Annotated in this window: 23 protein-coding genes; 13 read left to right on the forward strand and 10 right to left on the reverse strand. The window is 69.9% G+C overall.

Translation table 11 applies throughout. The features are described 5' to 3' along the window. Window positions 1-10: 10 nt before the first annotated feature. Entirely contained in the window at window positions 11-679 is a 669-nt protein-coding gene (locus tag AAFX79_01320) for a non-canonical purine NTP pyrophosphatase (GenBank protein MEO1007188.1), read from the reverse strand. A 74-nt stretch (window positions 680-753) separates the two neighbouring features. On the opposite strand from AAFX79_01320, the gene AAFX79_01325 reads away from it, so the two are divergent. Then, window positions 754-2298: an aldehyde dehydrogenase family protein gene (locus AAFX79_01325; protein ID MEO1007189.1), complete on the forward strand. Its 1545-nt coding sequence runs from the start codon at window positions 754-756 to the stop codon at window positions 2296-2298. Beyond that, the gene (gene rpiA / locus AAFX79_01330) at window positions 2291-3004 is read left to right on the forward strand and encodes a ribose 5-phosphate isomerase A (protein ID MEO1007190.1); all 714 of its coding nucleotides are present in this window, start codon (window positions 2291-2293) and stop codon (window positions 3002-3004) included. Before AAFX79_01325 ends, rpiA begins: the two co-directional genes overlap by 8 nt. On the opposite strand, the gene AAFX79_01335 is transcribed toward rpiA, so the two are convergent. The 3 genes from AAFX79_01335 to AAFX79_01345 form a co-directional block, all read right to left on the reverse strand. Next, a complete protein-coding gene (locus AAFX79_01335) occupies window positions 3001-4905 on the reverse strand; it encodes a peroxidase family protein (GenBank protein MEO1007191.1) in 1905 nt (634 codons plus the stop codon). The two genes, rpiA and AAFX79_01335, sit on opposite strands and share 4 nt — an antisense overlap. A gap of 237 nt (window positions 4906-5142) precedes the next feature. Next, window positions 5143-6381: an aminotransferase class I/II-fold pyridoxal phosphate-dependent enzyme gene (locus AAFX79_01340; protein ID MEO1007192.1), complete on the reverse strand. Its 1239-nt coding sequence runs from the start codon at window positions 6379-6381 to the stop codon at window positions 5143-5145. Between the two features lie 269 nt (window positions 6382-6650). Next, window positions 6651-8024 (reverse strand): beta-ketoacyl synthase N-terminal-like domain-containing protein, encoded by a 1374-nt coding sequence (locus AAFX79_01345; GenBank protein ID MEO1007193.1) that lies wholly within the window; start codon window positions 8022-8024, stop codon window positions 6651-6653. A 130-nt stretch (window positions 8025-8154) separates the two neighbouring features. Between AAFX79_01345 and AAFX79_01350 the strand changes: the two genes are divergently transcribed. The 4 genes from AAFX79_01350 (at window position 8155) to AAFX79_01365 (ending at window position 10087) form a co-directional block, all read left to right on the forward strand. Further along, window positions 8155-8631, forward strand: a complete 477-nt coding sequence (locus AAFX79_01350) for a hypothetical protein (GenBank protein MEO1007194.1) — start codon at window positions 8155-8157, stop codon at window positions 8629-8631. A gap of 18 nt (window positions 8632-8649) precedes the next feature. After that, window positions 8650-9096, forward strand: a complete 447-nt coding sequence (rnpA, locus tag AAFX79_01355) for a ribonuclease P protein component (GenBank protein ID MEO1007195.1) — start codon at window positions 8650-8652, stop codon at window positions 9094-9096. After that, window positions 9093-9362, forward strand: coding sequence for a membrane protein insertion efficiency factor YidD (gene yidD / locus AAFX79_01360; GenBank protein ID MEO1007196.1), 270 nt, complete (start codon window positions 9093-9095; stop codon window positions 9360-9362). Before rnpA ends, yidD begins: the two co-directional genes overlap by 4 nt. 92 nt (window positions 9363-9454) lie before the next feature. Next, window positions 9455-10087 (forward strand): TetR/AcrR family transcriptional regulator, encoded by a 633-nt coding sequence (locus AAFX79_01365; GenBank protein ID MEO1007197.1) that lies wholly within the window; start codon window positions 9455-9457, stop codon window positions 10085-10087. A 25-nt stretch (window positions 10088-10112) separates the two neighbouring features. On the opposite strand, the gene AAFX79_01370 is transcribed toward AAFX79_01365, so the two are convergent. From AAFX79_01370 to AAFX79_01385, 4 genes are read right to left on the reverse strand one after another with little or no spacing between them, the layout of a single operon-like run. Beyond that, a complete protein-coding gene (locus AAFX79_01370) occupies window positions 10113-11915 on the reverse strand; it encodes a TolC family protein (GenBank protein MEO1007198.1) in 1803 nt (600 codons plus the stop codon). Window positions 11916-11953: 38 nt separating this feature from the next. After that, the gene (locus AAFX79_01375) at window positions 11954-13195 is read right to left on the reverse strand and encodes an ABC transporter permease (protein ID MEO1007199.1); all 1242 of its coding nucleotides are present in this window, start codon (window positions 13193-13195) and stop codon (window positions 11954-11956) included. Continuing rightward, window positions 13192-14013, reverse strand: coding sequence for an ABC transporter ATP-binding protein (locus AAFX79_01380; GenBank protein MEO1007200.1), 822 nt, complete (start codon window positions 14011-14013; stop codon window positions 13192-13194). Before AAFX79_01380 ends, AAFX79_01375 begins: the two co-directional genes overlap by 4 nt. Continuing rightward, the gene (locus tag AAFX79_01385; protein ID MEO1007201.1) at window positions 13991-15322 is read right to left on the reverse strand and encodes an efflux RND transporter periplasmic adaptor subunit; all 1332 of its coding nucleotides are present in this window, start codon (window positions 15320-15322) and stop codon (window positions 13991-13993) included. The genes AAFX79_01380 and AAFX79_01385 overlap by 23 nt, the downstream gene beginning before the upstream one ends. A 223-nt stretch (window positions 15323-15545) precedes the next feature. Between AAFX79_01385 and AAFX79_01390 the strand changes: the two genes are divergently transcribed. The 6 genes from AAFX79_01390 to AAFX79_01415 all read left to right on the forward strand — a co-directional run bounded on the left by AAFX79_01390 (window position 15546) and on the right by AAFX79_01415 (window position 24098). Further along, complete coding sequence (locus AAFX79_01390) at window positions 15546-16271, forward strand: GC-type dockerin domain-anchored protein (GenBank protein ID MEO1007202.1); 726 nt, start codon at window positions 15546-15548, stop codon at window positions 16269-16271. Window positions 16272-16410: 139 nt separating this feature from the next. After that, window positions 16411-17022: a superoxide dismutase gene (locus AAFX79_01395; GenBank protein MEO1007203.1), complete on the forward strand. Its 612-nt coding sequence runs from the start codon at window positions 16411-16413 to the stop codon at window positions 17020-17022. Between the two features lie 818 nt (window positions 17023-17840). After that, window positions 17841-18917, forward strand: coding sequence for a sigma-70 family RNA polymerase sigma factor (locus tag AAFX79_01400; protein ID MEO1007204.1), 1077 nt, complete (start codon window positions 17841-17843; stop codon window positions 18915-18917). Between the two features lie 310 nt (window positions 18918-19227). Continuing rightward, window positions 19228-20415, forward strand: coding sequence for a PilT/PilU family type 4a pilus ATPase (locus AAFX79_01405; GenBank protein MEO1007205.1), 1188 nt, complete (start codon window positions 19228-19230; stop codon window positions 20413-20415). A 60-nt stretch (window positions 20416-20475) separates the two neighbouring features. After that, on the forward strand, window positions 20476-22200 hold the full coding sequence (locus AAFX79_01410; protein ID MEO1007206.1) for an ATPase, T2SS/T4P/T4SS family: 1725 nt from the start codon (window positions 20476-20478) through the stop codon (window positions 22198-22200). Between the two features lie 77 nt (window positions 22201-22277). Beyond that, window positions 22278-24098, forward strand: a complete 1821-nt coding sequence (locus AAFX79_01415) for a hypothetical protein (protein MEO1007207.1) — start codon at window positions 22278-22280, stop codon at window positions 24096-24098. Between the two features lie 97 nt (window positions 24099-24195). On the opposite strand, the gene rplI is transcribed toward AAFX79_01415, so the two are convergent. Then, on the reverse strand, window positions 24196-24795 hold the full coding sequence (gene rplI, locus AAFX79_01420) for a 50S ribosomal protein L9 (GenBank protein ID MEO1007208.1): 600 nt from the start codon (window positions 24793-24795) through the stop codon (window positions 24196-24198). Window positions 24796-25197: 402 nt separating this feature from the next. Here rplI and AAFX79_01425 point away from each other — a divergent pair, with 402 nt between their 5' ends. Then, the gene (locus AAFX79_01425; GenBank protein MEO1007209.1) at window positions 25198-26172 is read left to right on the forward strand and encodes a hypothetical protein; all 975 of its coding nucleotides are present in this window, start codon (window positions 25198-25200) and stop codon (window positions 26170-26172) included. 27 nt (window positions 26173-26199) lie between these two features. On the opposite strand, the gene ssb is transcribed toward AAFX79_01425, so the two are convergent. Next, on the reverse strand, window positions 26200-26646 hold the full coding sequence (gene ssb / locus AAFX79_01430; GenBank protein MEO1007210.1) for a single-stranded DNA-binding protein: 447 nt from the start codon (window positions 26644-26646) through the stop codon (window positions 26200-26202). Between the last annotated feature and the right edge of the window lie 95 nt (window positions 26647-26741).

A 26741-nucleotide genomic window follows, 5' to 3' on the forward strand; every position in this document is an offset into this window, starting at 1 on the left:
GCGATGCGAGCTACCGAGCAATCCTCGGCTGGAGCTCGCGAACAAGATTCCCTGCTGCCGCGGCGCGATGGCTGATGCGGTTCTTCTCGGCGACGCCGAGTTGTGCGCTGGTGGCGTTGAACGCCGGCGCGACCAAGAACAACGGGTCGTAGCCGAAGCCACCGTCCCCGGCGGGCACCGCGGGCGGCACGCCGATGCGTCCCTCGAACGTGCCCTCGGCGGTCGCCAACAGGCCGCCCGCTGCGTCGACGAGCACCATCGCGCACACGAACCTGGCGGACCGCGCGTCGGCGGGCACGCCCTCGAGTTCCCGCAGCAGCCGGGCGTTGTTGGCCGCGTCCCGCTCGCCGCGGCTCGCGCCGGTCTCGCGGCCGTCGGTCGCGAAGTGGCTCGAGATGACGCCGGGCCGGCCGCCCAGTGCATCGACGATGAGGCCCGAATCGTCGGCGAGGCACGGCCTGCCGACCTGCACTGCGTAGCCGCGCGCCTTGATGGTCGCATTCTCCAGGAAGGTGGTTCCGTCCTCCGCGGGCTCGGTGGTCGGGGTTGCGACCTCGCCCAGCCCGATGACGCGGAGGCCGAGCGCCGCGAAGATGGGCCGCAGCTCCGCGACCTTGCCCGGGTTGTTCGTCGCGAGCACGACGTCGATGGCGGGATCGAGGGATGCCGGGCGGGCCATTGGATCCAGCGTAGCCGGCGACGCGAGCACGTCCGGCCGGCGGCGCGTCGTTCGGGTCGGCCTACACTCGCGCAATGCCCACGCTGACCGAGCCCGATCTGTTCGACGAGCTGCGCCTCGCGGACGATCCTCGCGTCCTCGTGGACGCCTCGGCGTCCGCCGATGCCATCCAGAGCACGAACCCCACCACGGGCGCCCCGCTCGCGGGCGTGCGCAGCAACACGAGCAGCGATCTCGAGGACGCCATCGAGCGCAGCCGCGAGGCCTTCCGCCGTTGGCGGGAGGTCCCGGCGCCGAAGCGGGGCGAGGTCGTGCGCGCCATCGGCGACGAGCTGCGCGCTCATCGGACCGCGCTGGGACGCCTCGTGAGCCTGGAGGTCGGCAAGATCGCCAGCGAGGGCGTCGGCGAGGTGCAGGAGACCATCGACATCGCCGACTACGCGGTCGGGCTGTCCCGCATGCTCGGCGGCCGCACGATCCCCAGCGAGCGCGAGGGCCACCGGCTCATGGAGCAATGGCACCCGCTCGGTCCCGTCGGCGTCATTACGGCGTTCAACTTCCCCAACGCGGTGTGGGGGTGGAACGCGATGATCGCGGCGGTGTGCGGCGACACGGTGCTGTGGAAGCCCAGCCTGCTGGCGCCGCTCACGGCCATCGCCACCAACGCCATCGCCGATCGTGTCGCGCGGGACATGGGCCACGACGGCGTGTTCCAGCTGATCATCGGGACCGACGACGAGATCGGCGAGCCGATGGTCGGCGATCGTCGGCTGCCCTTGATCAGCGCGACGGGCTCGTGCCGGATGGGACGCCACGTCGGCGCGCGGGTCGCCGAACGGCTCGGCCGCTGCCTGCTGGAACTCGGGGGCAACAACGCGGCGATCGTCGAGCCCGACGCCGACCTGGATCTCGCCGTCCCGACCCTGCTGTTCGGCGCCGTGGGCACCGCCGGCCAGCGCTGCACGACGACCCGCCGGCTGCTCGTGCACGAGAGCATCGCCGACGAGCTGCTGCCCAGGCTGGTGGAGGGCTACGAGCATGCGGCCATCGGCGATCCGCTGGCCGAGGGCACGCTCGTCGGGCCGCTCATCCACGCCGAAGCGGGCGATGCATTCGACCGGGCGATCGAGGTGGCGCGGGCGCAGGGGGGCGAGGTGCTCGCCGGCGGCCGCCGCGCCCAGCCCGTGGGTGGCGATGGCACGCCGCTGGGCGGCTGCTTCGTCGAGCCGACGATCATCCGCGCGCCCGCCGGCGGCGCCCTGCCGATCGCCGACGAGGAGACCTTCGCGCCGATCCTGTACGTGTTCACGTACCGCGATCTCGACGAGGCCATCGCCATGCAGAACGCCGTGGACCAGGGGCTGAGCTCGGCCATCCTGACGTCGTCCATCGCGGCGGGCGAGCGATTCCTCTCGCACGCGGGCAGCGACTGCGGCATCGCCAACGTCAACGTGGGCACGAGCGGGGCCGAGATCGGCGGGGCCTTCGGCGGCGAGAAGGACACCGGCGGCGGACGCGAAGCCGGCTCGGATTCGTGGAAGGCCTACATGCGTCGGCAGACGTGCACGATCAACTACGGCGGTCGGCTGCGGCTGGCCCAGGGGGTGCGCTTTGGCTGACTCCGGGCAGCAGACCGATCCGACCGCCGACGCGTTGGCCTGGGCGGCCGTTGCCGACGTGCAATCCGGGCAGGTCGTGGGATTGGGATCCGGACGCACTGCGCGGCGGGGCATCCAGGCGCTGGCGCACCGCATCCACCACGAGGGGCTCGACATCGCGTGCGTGTCGACCAGCGAGGCGAGCACCGTCTACGCCCACGAGCTGGACATCACCATCAGCGAATTCGCGACCATCGAACGGGTCGACTACCTCTTCGACGGCGCCGACGAGGTCGACGACGAGCTGCGGATGCTCAAGGGCGCGGGCGGCTCGGTCACGCGCGAGCGGCTGGTGGCGCGAGCCGCCGAACGCCGCGTCTACCTGGTCGAGGAGGTCAAGCTCGTTGAGGCCCTGGGCGAGCGTACGCCGCTGGCCGTTGCGATCATGGCCTTCGGCCTCGCGTCCATCCGGGCGGCGCTGCGAGACCTCGGGTTGTCGGGGGTCATCCGCCGCTCGATGGACGGCTCGCTCTACCTGACCGACAACGGCAATTTAATCCTCGACGTCGATCTCAAGAACGGCGGGCACGACCACGAGCGACTCGCCCGGGCCCTGACGTGCACGCCGGGCGTCATCGACCACGGCATGTTCCTCCACGAGGCTTCAGAGGTGCTCGTGCAGCGCGAGGACGGCTCGATTGAGCGGCTCATGCGGCCGCTCGGCTAGCAGCCCGCGTCGAAAGCCGTCTGGAACGCCAGGAAGTCGAAGATCGTCAGCACGCCGTCGGCGTCGAAGTCGGCCCGCGGGTCACCCGCGTCGAACAGGGTGCTGAAGGCCAGGAAATCGAAGAGCGTCAGCTTGCCGTCGCCGTCGAGGTCGGCGTCGCACGCGCGCACCATGAAGGGCGTGTGGCCGATCTCATCGTCCAGCCCGGTGTTCCGCCGCAGGATGGTCGCGAGCGTCTGCCGCTCGACCAGCCGCACCATGTCGCTGGGCAGATACGCCTCGTACCAGAAGCGATCGCCGTCGCGCAGCCGGGCGAACTGGTCGGCCAGCACCCGCCGAAGCGTCTTGCCCGCCATCGCGCCGGGCTCGTGGGGCTCGGCGAGCATCCCGATCCACGGATCGATGTGGTCGACCTTGTCATAGGCGACGGCCAGCCGGGCCCACACGGCGGGGTCCGGGTTGATCTGGTCGAATTGGCCGACGGACGGGTAGCCGCACTCGACGCGGACGTCGTTGTAGCCGGGAAGGCCGTGGTCGCGGCCCCGCTGCAGGTTGAGGGCCGCCAGATCGAATCCGCCCGCGCCCGGCGGGCCGAACAGGAAGTTGCGGACCTCGTCGACGACCATGGTGTCGATCTCCTGGGCGCGCTGCATCGCCAGGCCGCGGAGCACCGAGTCCACGCCGTGGTCGACGATCTCGGCGGGGTTGAAGAATGCGCCCGCCAGCGAGATGTCGCCCTCGGCCGCGGGCTCGCCCGAGCGGTCCCGTCGCAGCAGCACGCCCGAGAGCATGCTGTGCCCGAAGCGGTACGCCGCCGCGGCGAACACGTTGGTGATGCTCGGATCGACGTCCGGGTCGTAGCCCGCGTAGGGCGGGATGGCGTCGGGCCCCAGCAGTAGCGGCAGGAACTCGTTGTAGGTGATCGCCTGCATTTCGGCGGCCACGATCGCCCGCGCCCGCTCGTAGATCTCGTCGCCAGACAGCGTCGGGTCGGCCGCACGGATCTCGATCGCCCAGTGGTTGTGCTCCCGCACGAAGAGCGTGTGCATCGCGATCAACCCGATCTGCTCGTTCGCGCGGACGTCGCCGCCCAGGAAGAGCGTCGGGTCGTCGGCGGTGGGGGCGTTGGGGAAGCCGTTGACGTTGAACGGCATGAGATCGCCGTCGCTGGTCTTGAGCATGCCGGTGCCGTCGAGGGTGCGCAGCTCGGCGGCGCGGGCGGCATCCGAGCCATACACGTTCGAGGCATCGATGAACGCCGTGATGTGGTTGACCTGCTCGCGGCGACCTTCGACCACCTCGTAGCCCGAGCGATCGAGCGGAATGCGGACCGCGCCGGTGCCCATCGGATCGAACCATGGGTCGCCGCTGGGCACCACGACGTCGAACGCCTCGATCGGGTCGGCGATGGGCGTCTCGGTGATGTCGTGGTCCAGGAACTGGCCCCACTGCCACAGGTAGTCCGAGACGCCGCGCAGGTTGGGCACATCGCCGGTGTCGAGCGCCGCGGCGTTGCTCACGCGGCGGGGGCTCGGGCCGTCCAGGCGGGCGGGCACGTCGCCGGCCGCATCGCCGTAGGCGGGGGCCATCTGCCGCAGGAAGGGCGTGCCCGCCGACCCCAGCAGCGGCCTTGTGGGGTTGTTGAAGGTGCCGTCGATGGTGCGGAACTCGTCGGGGAAGACGGCGGGGCCGCCGGGCGGGGCGTCGATGCCGATCCGCGGCGCGAGCAGCGACCGATCGTCGCTCCGCGTGAGGTACGGCCGCTGCACCAGCGAACTGCGGCGCGGCGCGAGGTCCGTGTGATCGGCTGGGTCGCCGCCCGCGGTCTGGGCCACGCCCGGCGAGGACAGCAGGAGGATCGGACAGGCGAGTCCAGCGAGCGCGCAGCGAGCATTGATCATCTCTGTTCTCCTCCATCCCCCGTCGCGTCGCCGAGTTGAAGTATGCCCCAGGCCGCCGCAAGGGGTCGCAATCGCGGAACCCGGAGTTGGCGTTTGTCGGGCATATCCGGCCGCTCGCGGGGTTATCGGGGTCGGCGTCCTCCGCACCCGGTCCGCGTTGCGGCGGATCGGGATTCTCTGAATTGTACTCGGGAAAACGCCAATCTCGGCGCGCGATTGTGGTTCGCCCGCCGCCGGCTAGCAGGCCGTCAGGGCGGAGGATGGGGCGGCGCTCGTCCCGGCGGCCGCGTCGAGGGCCTGGCTCAGGTCGGCGAGGATCGCCTCGGGCGGCTCTAGCCCTACCGACAGCCGCAGCAGGCCCTCCGAGATGCCGCACGCCAGCCGCTGCTCGGGTGGCACGTCGGCGTGGGTCATGCTGGCCGAATGGGTCACGAGCGTCTCGACCGACCCGACGTGCTCGACGAGCGTGCACAGCTCCAGCCGCTCGGCAACCCGCCGCGCTGACTCGAGGCCGCCGGCGACCTCGAAGGAGACGACGCCGCCGTGCGCCCCGGCGTGCTGGGTTTCCGCCAGAGTGCGCTGCTGGCCCTCCGCGAGCGACGGGTGCCGCACCCGTTCGACGGCGTCGTGCTGCGCGAGCCACTCGGCGATCCGCTGCGCGCTCGCCGACTGCCGCTCGAGCCGGAGGGGCAGCGTCTTGAGTCCGTTGATGGTCAGCCACGCGTTGAAGGGCGTCTGGATCGCGCCGGTGCACTTGCGGATGAAGCGGATGCGCTCCAGCAGGTCCGTGTCGCGGCTCACGAGCGCGCCGCCGAGCGCCACCGAGTGGCCGTCGACGAACTTCGTCGTCGAATAAACCGAGACGTCGGCGCCGAGATCGAGCGGCTGCTGCAGTGCGGCGGTGAGGAACGTGTTGTCGACGGCGAGCAACGCGCCCGCCTGCCGCGCGATCGAGGCCACGCCGGCGATGTCGGTGATCTCCAGCGTCGGGTTCGAGGGCGTCTCGACGAAGACCAGCCGCGTGTTCGGCCGGACGGCCGTGCGCACGGCGTCGAGGTCGGTCGTGTCTACGAAGGTCGTCTCGACGCCGAGCTCGGGCAGGACCTGCTGCAGCAGCCGGACGGTCCCGCCGTAGACCGATCGCCCGCAGATCGCGTGGTCGTGGGCCCGCAGAACGGCGAGGAAGAGCGCGGTTTCGGCGGCCAGGCCCGTCGTGAAGCACGCGGCGGGCGGCGCGTGCTCGAGGCGGCCGAGTGCTTGCTCCAGCGTCGCGACGGTCGGGTTGGACACCCTCGAGTACTGGTGCTCGGGGTCGGTGCCCACGCGGCTGCGGCCGTAGGTGGTGCTCTGCACGAGCGGGGCCACCAGCGGATCGCCGTCGGCGGGTCCGTGGCCGACGCCGGGGCACAGCGCGGCAGCCCGCTCGTGCGGATCGTGACTTAGATCAAATGGCTCGAATGCGATGGATCGTCCCATGCCGTGAACTCCTCACAGCATCGAAAGCGTCCAGTGCTGGCGTGGAACGCGGCGACATCGCCGCTGCTGTTTTGGCGTCGGCTGCACGCCGCTCGCCCGCATCGCTCCCCACGCCGGGGCTGGCCTCGGCACCGCGACTCGCGTGAGCGAGCTCGGTTGCCGCCCGGAACCTGTCGGAGGCATTCCGGGACTCTTGATGCGCCGCAAATGTAGACCGGCGGCTCGCCGAGCGTCAAGCAACCCCTTGCGGTCGAGTGGCCGGCGTCGCGTTACGCGCGGCCGATGACGACCGCGCCGCACTGGCCGCCCAGCCCGTGCGTGCACACGAGCACACGTCCGAGCTCGGCATCGCGCGCGGGGGCCGCCGCGGCGTTCAGGCCGTCGGCGGGAGAGCCCGTCTGGACGCGGGCGGGCAGCCGCTGGTGTTGCACGGAGAGTGCGGCGGCGGCCGCCTGCAGCGCGCCGGTGGCGGCCATGCACTCGCCAACGCACGGCGTGATCCACGCCAGCTCGACCGTCTCGGCGTGTTCGCCCAGGGCCAGCCGCAGGCCGTGCATCTCCGCCTCGTCCATCGCGGGCTCGCAGGCGGCGTGGCAGAAGACCGCGTCGATGCTGCCGGCGCTCACGCCCGCGTCGTCGAGGGCGCCGGTGATCGCGCGGGCGAGGCCCTCGTCCAGCCCGTCGGGCCGGCCCCCTGCGCGGCGACCGAGGCCGGCGATCGGCGGCGAGCCCGCGTCGCCCCAGCCCTCGGGCACCGCCTGGGCCGATCCGAAGCCCAGGATCATCGCCCGCGGCGTGGCGCCCGCACGCGCGGCCTGCGGCGTGCCGGGCCGCTCGAGCACCAGGATCGCCGCCCCCTCGCCCGGCACGGCGCCCGCCGCGCTCGGGTCGAAGGGCCGCATCCAGGCGTCCACCGGCCGGTCGTCGCCCCGCGTGTCGGCGTAGCGGCCCGCCAGAAAGACCCGTTGGGATGCGACCGGGTTGACGCGGGAATCGCCGCTGCCGGCGAAGCATGCGTCGGCCATGCCCCGCTCGATGATCCGCACCGACTCGCCCAGGCTCAGCAGGCCGCTGGCCTCGGCGCACAGCAGGGTGTTGCTGGGGCCCTTGGCCTGGTGCAGGATCGAGATGTGGCACGCGAGCATGTTGGGCAGGTACTTGAGCATCCACAGCGGGCTGAGGGCATCCATGCCGCCCTGCCCCCACGCGGCCATGTCCCAGTTGCCGTCGGCGTCCGCGGAGCCGGCCATCGCCCGCGCCAGCTCCCCGGGGTCGGTCGCGATCAGGCCCGCTCCCACGTGCGTGCCCAGCCGGTGCGACGCGTAGGTCGGGTCGGCGGCCTCGCCCTCGCTCGCGGGCGTGACGAGCGCCGCGTCGTGGACGGCGTTGGCCGCCGCGGCCACCGCAAGCCCAACGTCCCGCACCATCACCTTCGCGGCCTTGCGGTAGTGCTTGGGCAGGTGGTCGCGGATGGCGAAGCCGGGCGTCTCGGCCGCCAGCGTGCAGTGCATCTTCGACGCGTCGAACAGCGTCGGTGGGGCAATGGGCACGCGGCCCTCGCACAGGCCCGTCCAGAACGCGTCGGCTCCGATGCCCAGGGCGCTCGCCACGCCGATGCCGGTAATCGCGATGGGTTCCGCCACGGCCCAGTGTACCGCGGCTGCTCGCGGGCGGGCACGCCGCCCGCGCGGCGGCGGGTCATCCGCCGAGGGCATGCCTGCCGATATCCAACCCGGTGGCGGGCGCCTCGGCGGCGCTCCTCGGGGTGATCGCATGGGCCGATCGGGGCGTGGCATCGATGCGGGGTGGCCGCTGCTGGTCGCCGGGCTTGCGCTCGTGGCGGCGGTGGTGCTTGTGCCCGCGCACGAATCGCTCCGCCAGACGCGGTTCGAGCGGGACAAGCTGCTGGCGATGGACGCCCAGGGCCGCGAGCGGGTCCGCCGGCTGGCCCGCTACCTCGCCGCCCTCGAGCGGGGTGAGCCCGGCCTGGTCCGGTCGCTGGCCTTCGACCAGATGCGGCTGATCCCCGAGGGCCGCACGCCGCTGCTACCCCCGGCTCCGCTCGGCCCGGTGGACGTGTTCGACGCGCTCGACCCGCCGCCGGTGACGGTGCCCGCCGTCCAGCCGATCGACTCGATGCTCGGCCGGTGGGCGCTTGACCGCGGGCTGCGGCCCTGGCTGCTGGCCGCGGGGGCCATGATGGCCTTCGTGGGCGTGCTGCCGCAGAGCCGTCCTAGGGCCGGCCGCTGACCGCTTACCATTACCCCGGTGACGCAAGCCAGCGAGACATCGAGGGTCGAGGGGCCGCGATTCGCCTTCCGGCGGCGGCACCGGCTGAGCGGATCCAGGGCGTTCCAGGCCGTCTACGCCGGCAAGGTTCGCAAGGCCTCGGGCCCGCTGGTCGTCTTCCTGACGCCCAACGAGATCGGCCAGCCGAGGCTGGGGCTCTCGGTGGGCCGCCGGGTGGGCCGGGCGCACGCCCGCGTCGCGATCAAGCGCCGCCTCCGCGAGGCCTTCCGCACGGCCCAGCACGACCTGCCCGGCTGGACGGACGCGGGGCGGCCGTGCAGCTACGACGTCATCATCCAGGTACGGCCGCACGAGCCGCTCGGCACCGGCGAATACGCCGCGCTGCTCGGCCGCCTCGCCGCGCAGGGCCACGAGGTCTGGGAGCGTCGGCGGGCTAGGCATTCGCCCGGCAAGGACCGATCGTGAGCGGCGGCCGCCGCATCCCGCCGGCGTCGCTGCCATTCGTGGTGCTCATCCGGGCGTACCAGGCGATCCTCTCGCCCTTCCTGGGCGGGCAATGCCGCTTCTATCCCACCTGCAGCGAGTACGCCATCGAGGCCTACGTGCGGCGCGGGCCCGTCGTCGGCACTCTGCTGACGGTGCGGCGGCTGCTGCGGTGCCAGCCGTGCTGCCGCGGCGGCTACGACCCGGTGCCCTATCCGCCAAGTTACCGGTCCCGTAGCGGGGGCTAACATCCCCCACGCGAAGCGATCTCGTGCGGTGCGGCGCCGGCTCCGGGGGAGATGAGCGGGCGGCGTGGCGCGAGCCCGATCGGAGGCCGGCCTTGCCCAGGTTGCCCGCAGCCCAGCGTCGGGCGCAGCTGCTGGATACCGCCGCCGAGCTATTCGCGACCCGGGGCTACGCGAAGGCGACCACCTCCGAGCTCGCGCGCGCCGCGGGCGTCACCGAGCCGATCATCTATCGCCACTTCGGCTCCAAGCGGGAGCTCTTCGTCGCGCTCATCCAGCGGACGAGCGAGGAGACCATCGCGTTCTGGGAGCAGCAGCTGGCGTCGACCGACACGCCCGCGGAGCGCCTGGCGACGCTCGTCGACGGCAATCCGATGGTGCACGAGCGATTCCAGGATGCCTACCGCGTCATCCTGCAGGCTATCACCGAGGTCGACGACGAGGGCATCCAGCGGGCGCTCCAGGAGCACATGGCCGCGGTGCACGCCTTCCTCGCCCGCGAGATCGAGGCCGCCCAGGACGCCCACCAGGTCACCAAGAAGTACAGCCCCGAGATCATCGGCTGGCTGCTGATCGATCTCGGCCTGGGCTTCGGCGTGCTCTCGGCGTGGGGCGTGGAGGGCCACGGCCGCGACGTGCGGGGCCGCCACGTCTCGGACGCCATCAAGCGAATGCTGGTGGGCAAGGAAGCGCCGGTCGCCCGCGGCAGCAGCAAGAAGCCGGCCTAGCCGGAAGCCGTCGTGTGCCGCCCGGTCAGTGGCCCACCGGCCGCGTCTGCCGTCCGCGCTCGCCGGCCAGTTCCTCGGCGGGCGTCGGCGGGCGGCTGAGCCGGGCGCCCTCCACGGGCTCGCTGGCCGGCCCGGTGGCCCGAGGCGTGTACCGCGAGCCGTCGAGCGTCGGCCGCGGTGCGAACTCCAGGCCGACGCGGGCCTGTCCCAGCAGCGTGCCCGTGGCCGACGCGAGATCGACCTGCGCGATCTGGTAATCCACCAGAGCGGACAGCTCGCTGAGCTGCGCGTCGGCCAGCCGCGTGGAGGCGTCGAGCACGTCGGTCGACGTCGAGCGGCCCACGGCGAATTGCCTTTCCTCGGCTCGCAGCGTCCGGGTGCTCAGGGCGACCCGCTCGCGGGCGGCGAGGATCCGTTGCCAGCTGGTCGTCAGGTTGTCGATGGCGTCGAGCACCTCCTGGCGGATGGTCTGCTCGCGGCCCGCGGTGGTGGCCAGTCGTTGCAGCCGGCTGAGCACCGCGCGGCGGAGGTTGGACAGCGCCGCCTCGTTGCCGATGGGCACCACCGCGGTGACGCCGACCCGCCAGTCCTCGAAGCGGTTGGCTGCGGCCTCCTCGACGGCCTCGCCGAAGGTGCCGCCCAGCCCGTTGATGCGGTAGAGCGCATCGAGGTTGAGCTGCGGCAGCGACTGGTTCTCGGCCAGGTCGATGCGGACGAGGTCCTGCGAGAGCTGCAGTTCGGCCTCGAGCAGTTCCATCCGGGTGGCCATCGCGGTGGTGAGCATGGCGTCGGGGTCGAAGTCGTAGAGCGCCGGATCGGGCGTGCTCTCGAGGGCGACGGCCGTCTCGGACTCAACGTCCAGCCCGGGGATGTTCAGCAGCCGCTTGAGCTCTCGCTCGCGGGTGGCGGCGGTGTTCTCGGCGCGGATGATGGCCTCGGCTTGGTCGGCGACGCCCGACTCGGCCCGCAGCACCTCGATCTCCGAGACCGAGCCGGCGTTGAGCAGCCGCTCGGCCCGCTCGAGCTGGAGGATCGCCAGGTCCCGCTGGCGGACGCGGACCTCGATCTCCTGCCGCGCGGCGTACAGCCGCCAGTAGGCGCGGTCCACCGCCGACAGCTGGGTGATCACGTCGAGCTTCGTGCGGGCCTCGGCGATCTGCTGGTCGTACGCGGCGATGCGCAGCGCGGCGGTGGTGGACCGCCGGCCGGCGCCGCGGAGCAGCGGCTGGCTGAGCGAGAACTCCAGGTCCTGCGTGAACGATGGGTTGAGCGTCGCGAACACGTTGCTCGTGCTGTTGCGGGTGAAGGGCGCCGTGACCGCGACGTTGCCGCCCAGCCGCGTCGGGAGCGTCAGCGAGGGATTGAGCGAGCGGAAGGTCTGTTGCGCGTCGGCGAGCGTCGTGGAGGTGGGCGTGTCGGTGTCCTGGGCGACGCCGGTGACGCGGAAGACCGCCTCGAAGGCCGCCTCCTCGCGCGAGACCTGCTCGGCGGCGATCGATGGCGAGATGAGCGCGACGCGGACGGCCAGGTTGTTCTCCAGCGCGGCGGCGCGGGCGGCCTCGATGCTGATGGGCACGCTCGGCTCGCTCGCATCGATGACGACGGCCCGTGGCAGCTCGGGTGGCGGCTCCGCGGCGACCGCGGCGTCGCCGAGCTGCTCGACCTCTCGCAGTGGCAGCGTGCGGATGGTCTGCAGCTCGGCCCGCGGCGCGAGCAGGCCCAGGTCGCTCTGCGAGGTCTCGAAGACGCTGGTGCAGCCAACGCCGCACGCAAGCAGGAGCACGAGGGCCGGCCGCGCCGGTGTGCGAATGAAGATGGCGATGGCCATGCGTCGTAGCTCCTGGAGGACCGTGCCCGCGGGGCGTGCTAGTCGTGCCGCAGCGCGACGATGGGGTCGAGCCGCGCGGCCTTGAGCGCGGGGAACACGCCGAAGACGATGCCCGTGACGGCGCAGAAGCCGACCGCGAGTCCGATGGCCCAGACCGGCACGTTGGCCTCGTCGAGCGGCGCATCGGGGATCTGCTTGAGCGCCAGGATGATGCCCTGCCCGATGATGATGCCGACGGCGCCGCCCATCATGCACAGCACCACGGCCTCGGTGAGGAACTGCGTCAGGATGACGGCGGGCCGTGCGCCGACGGCCTTGCGGAGCCCGATCTCGCGGGTGCGCTCCGAGACCGACACGAGCATGATGTTCATGATGCCGATGCCGCCCACCAGCAGGCTGATGCCCACGATGCCCGCGGCGCCGGCGACGAGCCCGGCCGATAGCGTCCGGAATTGCTCGATGTACTCCTGGGGGATCTCCACGTCGAAGGTCGACTCGTCCTCGGGCGAGATGTTGCGGATGCTGCGGAGCACGAAGGTGATCTCGGCCCGCGTGTCCTCGGCCCGCTCCGGGTCGTGCATCAGGCCGACGGCGTAGTTGATCCACCCGTTGGGGTTGAGGATCATCGCGGTGCTCATGGGCACGTAGAACTCGGCCCGGCTGTCCCCGCCGCCGAACATGCCGCTGAGCTCGATGGTCTCGACCACCCCGACGACGCGGAACCGGCGGCCGGCGAAGAGCAGGTCCTCGCCGATGGGGTTGGTCGGCATGTTCAGCTCTTCGATCGCCTGCTCGTTGATGAGGCAGACGTACCGCCGCTGGTCGAGGTCGATCGAGTTGAACGGCCGTCCCTGGATGACCTGGCGGTTCTCGACCTCGTGCCATACCGGCCGGATGCCGACGACGCGGGCCGATTCGATGGTCGAATTCTCGTAGTCCACGCGGGGCGACGTGAACCAGAGGGGGCTCATCGCCTTGATCGATGGGGCGTGCTCCTCGATCGCGTCGATCTCCTCGGGCTTGAGCTGGACCTCGCGCCAGCCGATGCGGCCCCGCCAGCTCTGCGGGCGGTCGCCGTCGACGTAGACCTTGGCGGCGCCGAAGGTCTCGAACTCGGTGAGCACGAAGCCGCGGAGGCCCTCGATCGCCGCCACGGTGGCGACCACCGCCGCGACGCCGATGACGATGCCCAGCGTCGTCAACAGCGAGCGCATCTTGTTGGCCCAGATCTGGCCGATGGCCAGCACGACCGTCTGCGACAGCAGCCGCACCAGGATCATGATGCGGCCTCCTGCGGTTCGGGTGCCGCCGATTGCTTCGCCCGCCGGGCGGCGGTCTGGGCGATGGAATTGAGGAAGGCCAGGTGCATCGGGTCGTCGCCCGTGGGCATGTCCGAGTCCACGCGGCCGTCGCGGAGCCGGACGATTCGCTCGGCGTGGCCGGCGACCTCTTCTTCGTGCGTCACGATGACGATGGTCTGGCCCTCGCGATGGAGTTCTTCGAAGAGCTTGATGATCTCGGCGGTCGTGGCCGAATCCAGGTTCCCCGTGGGCTCGTCGGCCAGCAGGATGGCCGGGTCGTTGACCAGCGCGCGAGCCACGGCGACGCGCTGCCGCTGGCCGCCCGAGAGCTGGTTGGGCCGGTGCCGCATGCGATCGCCCAGGCCCACGCGCCGCAGCGCCGCCTTCGCGCGCGCTCGGGCGGTGAACAGGTGCCGGGGCGAGTAGATCATCGGCAGCATGACGTTGGCGATGGCCGACGCGCGGGGCAGCAGCTCGAAGGTCTGGAAGATGAACCCGATCTGCTCGTTGCGGACCCGTGCGAGCGCCGAGGCCGACATCTTGCGGGTGCGCCGGCCGGCGAGTTCGTACTCGCCGGTGGTGGGGCGGTCGAGGCATCCCAGCACGTTCATCAGCGTGCTCTTGCCCGAGCCCGAGGCGCCCATGATCGCGACGAACTCGCCCCGCTTGACCACGAGGTCGACGCCGGCGAGGGCGTGGACGCGCTCGACGCCCATCTTGTAGATCTTCTCGATGCCGCGGATCCGGATGGCCGGAGCATCGGCGTCGGGCTTCTTACCCCGCTTCAGACCCAGCATCGCCGCCGCCCTCCGCGAGTTCGTCCGCCTGCTCGTCCTCGTTCGCCGCGTCGTCCGACTCCCCGGCTTCTTGCGAGCCTTCCTCGACGACCTGCTGGCCGTCGTCCATGTCCTGCAGGGCGCGGAATGGCCCGGTGATGACCCGCTCGCCCTCGCTCAGCCCCGACAGGATCACCGTGCTCGAGAGGTCGCTCACGCCCGCCCGCACCGGCCGAACGCGGACGCGGCCGTCCTCGACGACGTAGACCACGGTGGCGAACGTCCGGGTGCGATCGACCTCCTCGGCCCCGCGGACGGCGGGCGGCAGGCTCTCGGTGCGGCGGTCGAGCACCGCCTGGCTCGGCACGCGGATGGCGTCCCGCACGGTCTCGACCTGGATGTCGGCGTTGGCGGTCAGCCCGGTGCGGAGCAGGTCGCCCTCGGCCTGGCGGACGAGCACCTCGGCCTCGACGTAGCTCGTGCCATCGGTGTACACGCGGCGCTGCAGCCCGACGCGCTCGACGACGCCGTCGAACACGCGGTCGGCGTAGGCCAGCAGCCTCACCTGGGCCGCCTGCCCCTCGCGGACGAGCGAGACGCTGGTCTCGTCGACGCGGGCCCGCATGACCATGGTGCCCAGGTCGGCGATCTCCATGATCAGCGAGCCCTGGTTGTTGAAGGTGCCCAGCACGGTTTCGCCGACCTCGACGGGCAGCGCAACGATGTGGCCGTCGATGGGGCTCGAGATGACGGCGTTGTCCAGATCCCGCTGCGCGGCGCGAACGTCGGCCTGGGCCGCCTCGATGCCCGCCTCGATCACCGCCAGGCTGCTCTCGGCCTGCAGCTTGCGGGCGGTCGTGGCGTCGTACTCGGTCTTGGGGATGTCGCGGGTGTCGTAGAGTTCCTGCACCCGTCCCATCTCCAGCAGCGACAGCTCGAGTTCGGCCTCGGCGCCGCGGAGCTGGGCCTGCTGGGATCGCAGCCTCGACTGCGCGGCGTCGAGCCTCGCCTGCAGGTCCTCGGCGTCCAGCCGGCAGACGATGTCGCCCGCGCGCACGGTCTGGCCCTCCTCGAAGGGCAGCGCGACGATCCGGGCGCTCACCTCGGCGCTGATCTGCACCCGGCTGCTGGGCTCGACCGAGCCCGGCGCGTTGACGGTCCGCAGCAGATCGCCCCGCGAGACCGTCTCGATGATCACCTCGGTGGCGTTGTCGGTGGGCTGGAATCGGGCCTGGATCGCGCCCGGTCCGCCGAGCTGCCCGATCGCGAGCACGCCCACGCCGCCGAGCAGGAGGAGGACCACGACAACCGCTATGAGCCACTTGACCACGATGCTCCTCCGCGGGTGACACGTCCCCGGTTGGTTCCCGGGCATTGTTGGGCGTCGGCGGCGCTGATTGCGGATGGGCCCCGGTCGGTCCGAGAATGACCGGTGCCGACGGGTTTTTCGGCTATGCTCTCCGAAGAGGCGGAGCTTGGGTCCGCCCGGCACGGATTTCCGCGGCGATCGGGCATTCCGCCGGCCGCAAGCATCACCAGCAAGGGGGTACCCGATGACCTGCAAGACGACCGCGGCACTCGCCGGCGTGGCGCTCGCCGCGACGGCCGCCCAGGCCCAGTTCGATGCCTTCGACGACCGGGTGGCGTGGGAAGACGCCGCCGGCGGCGTGGTCGAACTCGAGGACTTCGACTCGTTCGACATCGGCAGCCTGCAGCCCTCCCTGGGAGACATCCCGTTCGAGGGCGGCGTGCTGCGGGTCGAGGGCGTGGATTCCACCACGGGCGGACCGGCGATCGACGGCGGCGAGTTCCAGGGTTCCATCTTCCCGGCGACGGGCCACACCGCTTACGTGTTCACCTTCGACACGCCCATCAAGGCGTTCGGCTGGGACACCTTCGGCGCGGCAACGGGCATCGGCATCGCCATCGAGACCGACGCCGGGGTCGTGGACATCTTCGACTTCTTCACCGGCACGGGCGACTCGTTCCTGGGATTCGTCGCCACGAGTCCGGTGACCGAGGTCCGCATCGTCGAGTCACCCAGCTTTGGCGGCACGGCCGTCGGAGAGATCTTCGAGGCGGACAATCTCGTCTTCGTGAGCGGCGAGCCGTGCATCCCCGACTTCGATCTGGACGGCGAGCTGACCATCTTCGACTTCCTGGCCTTCCAGAACGCCTTCGACGCCGGTGATCTGATCGCCGACCTCGACGGCGACGGCGAGCTGACGATCTTCGACTTCCTCGAGTTCCAGAACCTCTTCGACGTCGGCTGCGAGTAACCCGCGGCCAAGCCAGGGAAGCCTCAGGCGACGCCCCCGCGGGCGTCGTTTTCGTTGAGGCGCGGTATCATGCCAACCGGGGCGGCCTGCCAAGATCGTCCCGATTCGCCGCTCGCGCTTCCGCCGGAAGGAGACCACGATGCCGTACACGCTGCCCGACCTGCCGTACGCCTTCAACGCCCTCGAGCCGCACGTGGACGCCCGGACGATGGAGATCCACCACGGCAAGCACCACCAGGGCTACGTGACGAAGGTCAACGACGCCCTCGAGGGGCATCCATTCGCCGACCGGCCGATCGAGGAGGTGCTCCGCAGCATCAACGAGGTGCCCGAGGGCAAGCGGCAGGCGGTGATCAACAACGGCGGCGGGCACGCCAACCACAGCCTGTTCTGGCAGATCATGGGCCCGAGCGGGGGCGGCGAGCCCGGCGGGGGCCTGGCCGAGGCCATGTCGAGCGAACTCGGCGGCTTCCAGAAGTTCAAGGACGACTTCGCCACCGCGGCGGCGACCCGCTTCGGCTCGGGCTGGGCCTGGCTGGTCGTCGATGGCGGCGGTAAGCTGCACGTGACCAGCACCGCCAACCAGGACAGCCCGCTCATGGACGGCCACACGCCCATCCTGGGCCTCGACGTCTGGGAGCACGCCTACTACCTGAACTACCAGAACCGCCGGCCCGACTACGTGTCGGCCTGGTGGAACGTGGTCAATTGGGATCGGGTGGGCGAGCTGTACCAGGCGGCCCGGGGATAGCCGCGGCCCCCGGCGTCGCCGGGGGTGGAGGCCCGGTCCGGCGCTCGCGGGCGAGCTCCGAGGCGTAGGCGTCCGCCAGCAGCCACACGATCAGGGCCAGGACCGCCACGGGCGAGAAGATTACGGCCGCGAGCAGCAGCTTTTTGTGCACGCCGTGGAGCCGTCGGGGTGGGCCGGATCGCTTCGCCATTCGGTCGGATCATTGGTCCCATGAGGCGGCCACCGGGGTGTCGCCTGGCTGTCGCTAATGGGAATCGGTTGAGATTTTCTGGATTCGTGGGGTGGATTCCATTAGGATCTCGGCTGGCGCTCGGGGCGGTCGTCGCAGGGATGGCGATACCACGTCCCTCCGAGCATGGCTGGATCGACACGCCAGATGGCGGATGTATAGGTAGTTTCCCGCTCGTTGTGCGGATCCTCGGCGGATCGGCGTGAGTTGGGAAACTTCGAAAACGTGGGGCTCGTACTACATCCGTGCGTTCCGGAGGCCGGCAGGCCCGTTCCATTATTGGTTGCCGTCCTGAGAGGGCTTCGCCGATCGCAATCGGCACCCTCCAACCCCGGAAACGCAAACAGGTCGGTGCATGCCCGAATCACCCCGGGGTGGGTGGAGTAGGCCCAGAGGCCGTTGTTGTGGCGGTCGGGGCACCGGGCGAGCGCTTGGTGGTTAGTGCGGTGGACTCTCGGACACGGATGGGCTCTGCCGCCGCGGCGGCAACCGTTCGGCGTCCTGCGAGGTGTGTGGCATGGGATGGTCGCTCGCGGCCGCCACACGTAGAGGCCGGCGGCCCTCGCCGGCCATCGAAGGGAAGTACTCGATGAGGCAAAAGCGAAGCCAGGGACCGACTCCGCTGGAGCAGGCTCGCCGCCGGCAGCACGCCGGCGCGTCCAGCCCGGGTGTCGTCGCGCGCGGAGCGCGGCGTCGGCTGAGCCCTGAGGACGAGCGGCTGCTCGACCAGATCATGGCCCAGGAGATGGACTACATCGACAGCCCGGCCTTCTACGAGGAGAAGGCCGAGGACCAGATCTACGACGAGGCGCCCGACATCCAGAAGCCCGACACCGCGTGGTACCACCCGGTGATGGACGACCTGTCGGCCACGCGGACCCGCACGGTGAAGAGCAGCCAGCAGGTCATCCTGACGGCGGCGGAGGAGAAGGTCCTCTTCCACCAGTTCAACTACGCGCGGCACCGCGTGTGGATGCTGCAGGAAGAGGTCTGGAAGAATCCGAACCGCAAGCCGACGCCCGAGCAGGCCGAGGCGATCCTGTACTGGTATCGCAGGGCCGATCGCATCCGCGAGCAGATTGCCGAGACGAACCTCGCGCTGGTGCTGGCGATGGCCAAACGCACCCGCATGAGCGAGGTGGACTTCGCCGACCTGGTCAGCGAGGGCAACATGGCGCTGCTGCGTGCCGTGGACAAGTTCGACGCGGGCCGGGGCTACAAGTTCTCGACCTATGCGTGCCGAGCGATCCTCAAGGCCTTCAGCCGCCAGGGCATGAAGCTGAGCAAGTACCGCCAGCGCTTCCCGACGGACTTCGACCCCAAGCTCGAGAAGTCCAACTTCCTCGAGACCAAGCGGGCCGACTTCGAGCGGGATGCCGCCGAGGAGGTCAAGCGGATCGTGATGGATAACCGCGCCGACCTCACCGATGTCGAGCGGACCGTGATCGAGCACCGCTTCGGGCTCGAGAGCGGCGAGGAGAAGCCCATGACCCTCGAGCAGGTCGGCCAGATCATTGGCGTGACCAAGGAGCGGGTGCGGCAGATCCAGAACAAGGCCATGGAGAAGCTCCGCGTGGAGCTGGAGGCCAACTTCCTGGGCGTCAATCCCGAGCCCGAAGCCGAGGAGCAGGATGCCGAGGCCGGCGAGGTCGCCCCGGTGGCCTAGCCCGACCGCGATCCACGGGGCCCGAACGGGCCCCGTTTTCGTGCGCTCGCGGGATCTCGGCCGGCGGCCCATTCTTTGCCCGCCGAGGGCGGTGCCGCCCGGGTCCGAGCGGGAACTCCGGCCTCGGCCGGGTCGAACAGTCTGGGGGTTGCGGCTCGCGGCCGAATGGCCGCGAAGCGATCGATGCACGGAACGCGTAAACGGTCCGGCGAGGCTACATTTGCCGCCAGCGCGGCGGGGTGACGCGTCGGCTTCTCGAACCCGGCCCAGCCGGACGTATGCGGCCGCGTGGCGGTGGGAGCAAAGCGGCATGAGCGGTACAGAAACGTCAGTCAACGGCAGGACCGAGGTTGAGGAGCACGTGTCGCCCGTGCCGGGCCTCGACGGCAAGGACCACGATCCGCACGCGACGCGCTTCGGCGAATTCCTGAAGGCGTGCGTGAAGTTTGCCGCCTCGGACCTGATCATCAAGACCGATCAGCCGCCCAAGCTGCGGATGCGTGGTGCGCTCAAGCCCCTGGACACCGCGCCGGTGACCATGGACGAGTGGCACCAGGTTATCGAGCACATCCTCGACGACGAGCAGAAGAAGGACCTGCAGCACTACGGCCACGTCGATTTCGCGTACGACTACAGCGACGACGCCCGCTTCCGCGTCAACCTGTTCCAGGCCCGCGGTCGCATCTCGGTGGCGGCCCGGCTGATCACCAGCAACATCCTGCCCTTCGAGAAGCTGCACCTGCCCGACTCGATGGCCAAGATCGCCATGCAGCCGCAGGGCCTGGTGCTGCTCTCGGGCGTGACCGGCTCGGGCAAGAGCACGACGATCGCGTCAATGATCCAGTACGTGAACGAGCGCAAGCCCGTGCACATCCTCACGATCGAGGATCCGATCGAGTACATCTTCAATGATGACAAGGCGACCATCAACCAGCGCGAGATCGGCATCGACGTGCTGGACTTCAAGATCGCGCTGAAGGCCCTCGTCCGCGAGAATCCCGACGTCGTGCTCATCGGCGAGATGCGCGACAAGGACACCTTCGAGGCGGCCCTCAACGCCGCCGAGACCGGCCACCTCGTGTACGGCACCATCCACGCGTCGAGCACCACGCAGACCTTCAGCCGCATCTACGGCCTCTTCGAGACCGAGGAGGTCGAGCAGATCCGCCGGATGCTGGCCTACCAGATGCGTGCGTTCGTCTACCAGAAGCTGCTGCCGACGCTGCACGAGAACATCCCGCGGATTCCGGGCATCGAGATCCTCATCAACGATGCCGTGGTGCAGAAGCACATCCTCGAGGAGCGCGAGGGCGAGCTGCGCGAGTACCTGAATTCCATCGAGGCGCAGCAGCAGGGCATGGTGGACTTCAACGCGTGGCTGGTGAAGCTGATCGAGGAGGAGTACATCCACCAGCGGATCGCGATGGAGGCGAGCCCCAACAAGGACGACCTGTCGATGCGGCTCAAGAAGTTCGGCGGGGCGTCGTCGAAGCGATGACCGGTGGCCGGGCGATCGACCGGCCGACCGCCTTCGGTGCGTGAATAAGGAACGCAGCTCGTGGATGCAACAAGCCTGCTCAACGCGGCCGCGCCGGCCGTCCTCCTCGCCGAGACCACGCCGTTCGTGCTGGTGTCCTGGTGGAAGGCGCTGCTCGTCGTGGCGACCTTTGCCGGGTGGGCGTGGTTCATCTCGACGGTCGCCGACAAGCACGCCGCTCGCTTCTACCTCCCACGGGAGCAGTGGAACCTGGCGTACATGGTCACGGGCCTGCTCGCGATCGCGGTGATCCTGGCCAACCCGGTGCACTCGATCTGGGGCTTCTTCGTGGCCTGGCCGGTCGCCGTGCTGCTGCTGGCGGTGCCGCCACTGGTCTACGTGCAGAAGGCCAACTCCGACGAGCGTGTGCCCGAGGAGCATCGCATCACGCTGAACATCAGCCAGTGGGCCGCCGAGCGCAAGGTCGCCAAGGAGGCCCGCAAGGCCGGCCGAGTGGAGCTGGCGATCGTCAAGCCCGACGGCGTCACTCTGCAGCCGCCCGAGCAGGAAACGCCCGAGTTCGTCGTCCGCACGACGGCCGAGAAGGTGTACATCGATGGCGTGTCGGCCCGGGCGCAGAAGATCGAACTGCTGCCGGCGGGCGACAAGGGCTACGCGGTCGCACACACCGTGGACGGCGTGCGGACCGTGGTGGGCGAGCCGATGGCGCCCGCCGAGGCGATGCGGGTCATCGCGTTCTGGCAGACGGCGTCGGGGCTGGAGGCGGGCGAGCGGCGGCGCCAGGTCGGCGAGCCCGACGTCTCGCGGGACGGCGACCGGCACCACCTGCGGGTGATTACGAGCGGCGGGCAGCAGGGCCTGAAGATGACCATCGTGGTGGACCCCGCCAAGTCGGTCCGCCGCACGCCGGAGAATCTGGGCTTGCTGCCCATGCAGATGCAGCTCATGGAGGAGCTCGCCGGGGAGGGCTCGGGCGTGGTGCTGCTGGCGGCGCCGCGGGGCATGGGCCGCACGACCCAGCTCTACACGGCCCTCAAGCTGCACGACGCGTACACCTCCAACATCCAGACGCTTGAGCTGGAGCCGCAGGACACACTGGAGGGCATCCGCCAGAACGTCTGGAGCCCGACCGCCGACGCGGCCGACCACGGCACGATGCTGCGGTCGATCATCCGCCGCGACCCGGATGTGGTCGGCGTCGCGGAGCTGCTCGACGAGGGCACCGCCAACGAGATCGCCCGCGGCGACACGCAGACCACCCGCGTCTATGCGAGCCTTGCCGCGGATTCCGCGGTGGTGGCGGTGGCCAAGTACGTGCAGGTCGTCGGCGACCCGGCGGCGGCCGCCGCCTCGCTCAAGGGCGTCCTGGCGGGCAAGCTCGTCCGCCGGCTGGCCGAAACCAGCCGCGAAGCTTACGTCCCAAGCCCCGACATGCTTAAGAAGCTGGGGCTCTCGGCGGATAAGGTCGGCACGCTCTACCGCCATCGCGAGATGGTCGAGGTCAACAAGAAGGTGGTGCCCTGCCCCGAGAGCGGCGGCACGGGGTACGTCGGACAGATCGGCGTCTTCGAGGTGTTCCGCATCGGCGATGAGGAGCGGGGGCTGATCGAACGCAACGAGCTGCAGCAGCTGGGGGCGGCCTTCCGCAAGCAGGGGCTGCCGACCATCCAGCAGGCCGCCATCGCCCGGCTGGTGGAGGGCGTGACCGACGTGGACGAGGTGGTTCGCGTGACGGTTCCGGCCAAGAAGCCGCAAGCGGCGAAACCGGCGCCGGCCCCCGCCTGAACAAGTATCACGAGACGGGACGTGCGTCGATCGCCCGTCCTGGTGCCCCCAGGACCCCTCCGCGGAGGATTCGAGCCATGTTGGGAACCGCAATCGCACTCGTAGGCGTGCTGATCTTCACCTGGGTATGGGTCATCCGCGGCTTCTTTAGTGCGTTCCTGCACCTGCTGTGCGTGCTGGCAGCCGGTGCGGTTGCGTTCGCGGTGTACGAGCCCCTGACGGTGCTGCTGCTGACGCAGGCCCCCGAGCGTGGCATCGGGACCATCCTCCGCGATACCGCCCACGGCATCTCGCTGGGCGTCAGCTTCGCGGCGTCGCTCGCGGTGCTGCGGGCCCTCGTGGACAAGGCGGTGCCCGCCAACCTCAAGTTCAACGACACCGTGGAGTACGTCGGTGCGGGCGTGTGCGGCCTGGCGACCGCGATCGTCACGATGGGCATCCTGACGCTGTCGCTGGGCATGATGCGATTCGGCCCCGGCACGCCGACGCAGACGCTGGTGTACACCGAGGAGGGCAGTGGCGCCCGCGGCAGCCTGGTCCGCAACACCTCGCCCATCCGCCCCTACGTCGACGAGTGGACGGCCTCCCTATACGAGTGGGCCTCGCGTGGGTCGCTGGCGACCTCCCAGCCGCTGGCCCGCTGGCACCCCGACTTCCACGAACTCGGGTCGGCGATGCGGATCACCTACGACGGCAAGAGCCGCAACGCCTCGAGGCCCGACGAGTTCGAGGTCGTCCGCTGGTACTCGCTCGGCAATGCCGAAACGGGTGGGCCCATTACGCAGCTCATGACCGATCGCTGGCGGGATACCCAGCAGCGGGTCATCGGGCTCGACGGCCGCGAAATCTCGCGGGGCTACCTCGCCGGCGTAGTGCTGAAGATGGATCCTTCGGCCCGCGAGATCAGCGCGGGCGCCAAGGTCGTCGTGGGCAACTCACAGGTGCGGCTGGTCACCGAGAACAAGGCGACCGGTGCGACCCGGGCGTACCACCCCTCGGCCGTCATCTCACAGGCCGAGGGCGACGATCCGTCGCTGGTGCGCTTCCGATACGACAGTGACGAGCTGTTCATTGCCTCGGTGGGCGGCAGCGGCGAGCCCGTCATGGTGTTCGAGTTCGCCGTCGAGCCGGGCTTCCACCCCATCGCGATCTACTTCCGCGGTGCGCGGCAGCAGCTCTCCGGGGAGCCCGGGGCCGAGTACGACAGCCCGGTGCAGCGCGACAATGCGGTCGGCACGCTGGGCCTCGCGGCGATCAACCTGGCCGAGCTGGATGATTCCTACTCGGTCGAGCTGGCGACCACGCGGGGCCGGCAGGTCCTCCAGCCGGCCGACTACCACGTGTACTTGCAGAACGCCTTCGCGGGCCGCCGCACGACGCTCAAGAAGGGCCAGGAGCAGGGCCTCGAGGTCGAGCAGCTCGATTCCCGGCGCGGCGGCTACGTGGTCGTGGGCGGCGTATCGCAGTTCCTAACGTCCTCGCTGCAGTCGGCTTTCGTCGAGCCCAATCTCCGCGTCGTCGGCTTCGCCGAACCCACCGACATCCGCACGGTGCAGGTCGACGTCGGCCGCGATTCGCCGCTCGCGCTCAACGGCCGGGTCTTCCAGGAGGTCTCGGGTGATGCCGCCCCGGTGCTGGTCGACGACCGGGGCCAGGTCTATCCGCCCGTGGGCTATACCTGCCAGGAGGACCAGTACACCTACATCGGCTTCACGCCAGGCCAGCCGATCGCCCGGCTAGGGGCGCTGCCCTTCAACGTGAGCACGAGCAAGGCGACGCAGGACGTCCGCCTGGTCTATCGCGTGAGCACCCGGGTCAACGTGGTGGCGATGGTGGCGGGCGATAAGCTCGTGGCCACCTGGGAGCCGGGCATCGAGATCACCAGCCGGCGGCGCTAGGCGACGACCAACGAAACGCGTGTCCACCGGCTGTCTTGCTGGTGGACACGCATCCTTGAGTCAACGGTCGTCTGAATGGGCTGGGCGTTCGCTGGCCTTACTTGGCCGCGGGCGTAGGCGTTTCGCCCGCCGCCTGCCCTTCGGCAGCCGCGGCGGGCGGCTCGGGCTTGGCTTCGGTCTTCTCGATGAGGTTGCCCTCGTTGTCGAACTCCATCTCCTCGCGCTCGTCGTCGTCGATGGTGCGATCGGGCTCGACGAACACGCGGATATGGCTCTCCAGGTCGCTGGCGAACTTGAGCAGCACGTCGTAGTTGTCGATCCGCTTCATCGCGAAGGGCAGCCGCACCTCGCGGGGCTTCACGTCGAACCCGAGGGTCTGGAGGGCGCTGGCGATGTCCTGCTGCGTGACCGCGCCATAGAGCACGCCCTGGTCGTTGCAGGCGCGGACCATCGTGATCTCCTGGCCGTCCAGCTTGCCGGCCATCTCCTCACGCTGCGATCGGAGCTGGGCGACCTCCTTCTCGGCCACCTTCCGCTTCTCGGCCAGGTCGGCGATGAGCTTCTCGTCCGGCTCGGTGGCCAGCCCGCGGGGCAGCAGGAAGTTGCGGGCGTAGCCCGCCCGCACCTTGACCACGTCCCCGACGATGCCGAGGTTGTCGACGTTCTCGACCAGCAGCAGATTGAGATCGCGTGCCATGTCGCTGTCCTTCCTGGCCCTACTTCGGGGCCAACTGGCCCCTGGCGAGGAGCCGAAGTTGAGGAGCCCCGGACAAGACCGGGACCCCAGCGTCTGGGTTCGGATGTGAGCCGGAAGGATAGGCGGCAGATGGCCACTAGATCCAGGGGTGCCATGGCGGCCGATGTCTGACATCGCATGAAGTAACAACGAGAGTTTCCAGTATCGCACTGTCAGCGACAATCGCTACCGTCGACTCATGTTAGACTGGAGCTAGATTAGGTCGGTCCTTGTGGGAGGTAGGCGGGTATGTCGCGGAGGTCTTCATCAAGTGTTGCGTGCGGGTGGGTCGCCCTGCTGGCGATTGGGGTCGTGGTGTCCGGTTGTGGTCCGGCACGCAGATCGCTCGGGTTCATCCCCGTAATGGGGGCCTTTGGTCCGGCGGCCATCGGCAAGCAGGGTGAGCCTCTCGATCCGGATCTGTTCATCGTTTTGGACTCGGGCGGCACTGGCAACGAACAAGGCGGTTCCGAAGAGCAGCAACCGGGTGCCGACGAGCCGCAAACCGACGCCGGCGGAACGCAAGAGCCCGCCGACCGGCGGCAAGACGGGGCGGACGACCGAAGAGGCCAGCGGAGCCCGCTGGTTCGCATCGGCTACCGGGAGGCCGGCGTTCGCGGTGCGCTGACGGAGGACTTCCTCAATGAACGCGACGAGGGTGGCGACTGGTCGAAGCGTGAAGTCTACATGGTCATCGATGTATACAACCTGTTGCGGTATCCGAGCCTCGGCGTGCGGTCCGACGCACCACCCGATGACCAGACACGCGACTTCCGGAGGAAGCTCCGCAAGATTGCGGCCCTTCTCCTGACCGCCGCCGATTGGAACGGCGAAGTGTATTGGAGGCGGCTGGTTGCGTTCCTGGAGTTCTACCGTTCCTCGAACGATGCTGCCGGCGCGCTCGTCGGCGCCGGCATCGGCACGTCGTTCGTGTCGCCGCCCCTCGGTGCCGCCATAGCCGGGTCGGGACTAGCGATCGACACGTTTGTGACTGGCGCCACCGATCAACTCGACGTTGACGAGTACGCCGCGCTCCGCCGGGCGTCGGCGGTGTACCGCCGCAAGCTTGCCGAGCAGATCGATCAGGAGATCGACAAGGCAGAACCCGGCGGCCTGGCCGTCCAATTGGTGCTCCGGCTCGCCAACGAGTACGCGTTCTCGTACTCCATCAAGGGCTCGATCGACGCCGTGACACAGGTGGGCGAGCAGCTGGAGAACGTGCTCGAAGGCGGAGAGTCGGCCTGGCAAAAGTACTTCGAGAGGCCTCCAACCGGCGAGGTCACGACGACCGAAGACGACCCGACGACCGAAGACGACCAGACGGGGCCAGGCAACTGACAACACGATCGCGGGCGTTTGTGGTCTCTAGAACGGAATGTCGTCGTCGGGCGGCACGGGCTGGGCGTCGTAGTTGCCCTGCTGGCCGCCGCCACTCGAGGCGCTCGAGTAGTCACCCCCGCCTCCACCGCCCCCGCCCTCGCGGCTGTCGACGAACTGGAAGTTCTCGATCACGACCTTCAGCTTGCTGCGGTTGTTGCCCTGCTGGTCCTGCCACTGGTCGAGCTTGAGGCGGCCCTCGACGAACACCGGCCGGCCCTTCTTGAGGTACTGGGCCATCACCTCGGCGCTGCGGCCCCAGGCCTCGCAGTCCACGAAGGTCGTCTCCTCGCGGTTCTCGCCCGACTGGGTGCGGTAGCGGCGGTTGACCGCAAGCCCGATGTTGGCGACCGCGGTGTTCTGCGGCGTGTGCCGGACTTCGGGGTCCCGCGTCAGGTTGCCCATGAGGAAGACTCGGTTGAAGCTGCCGGCCATGAGAGCCTCCAATATCCCCGTGCGTCCGGGGCGTGCGTGGCGTGTTCCGCGGGCAGGCTAGGGCGCGGGATGTTCTAGGGCCCGCCTCGTACCCT

The organism is Planctomycetota bacterium (assembly GCA_039819165.1).
In the GTDB taxonomy this organism is placed as follows: domain Bacteria; phylum Planctomycetota; class Phycisphaerae; order Phycisphaerales; family UBA1924; genus JAHCJI01.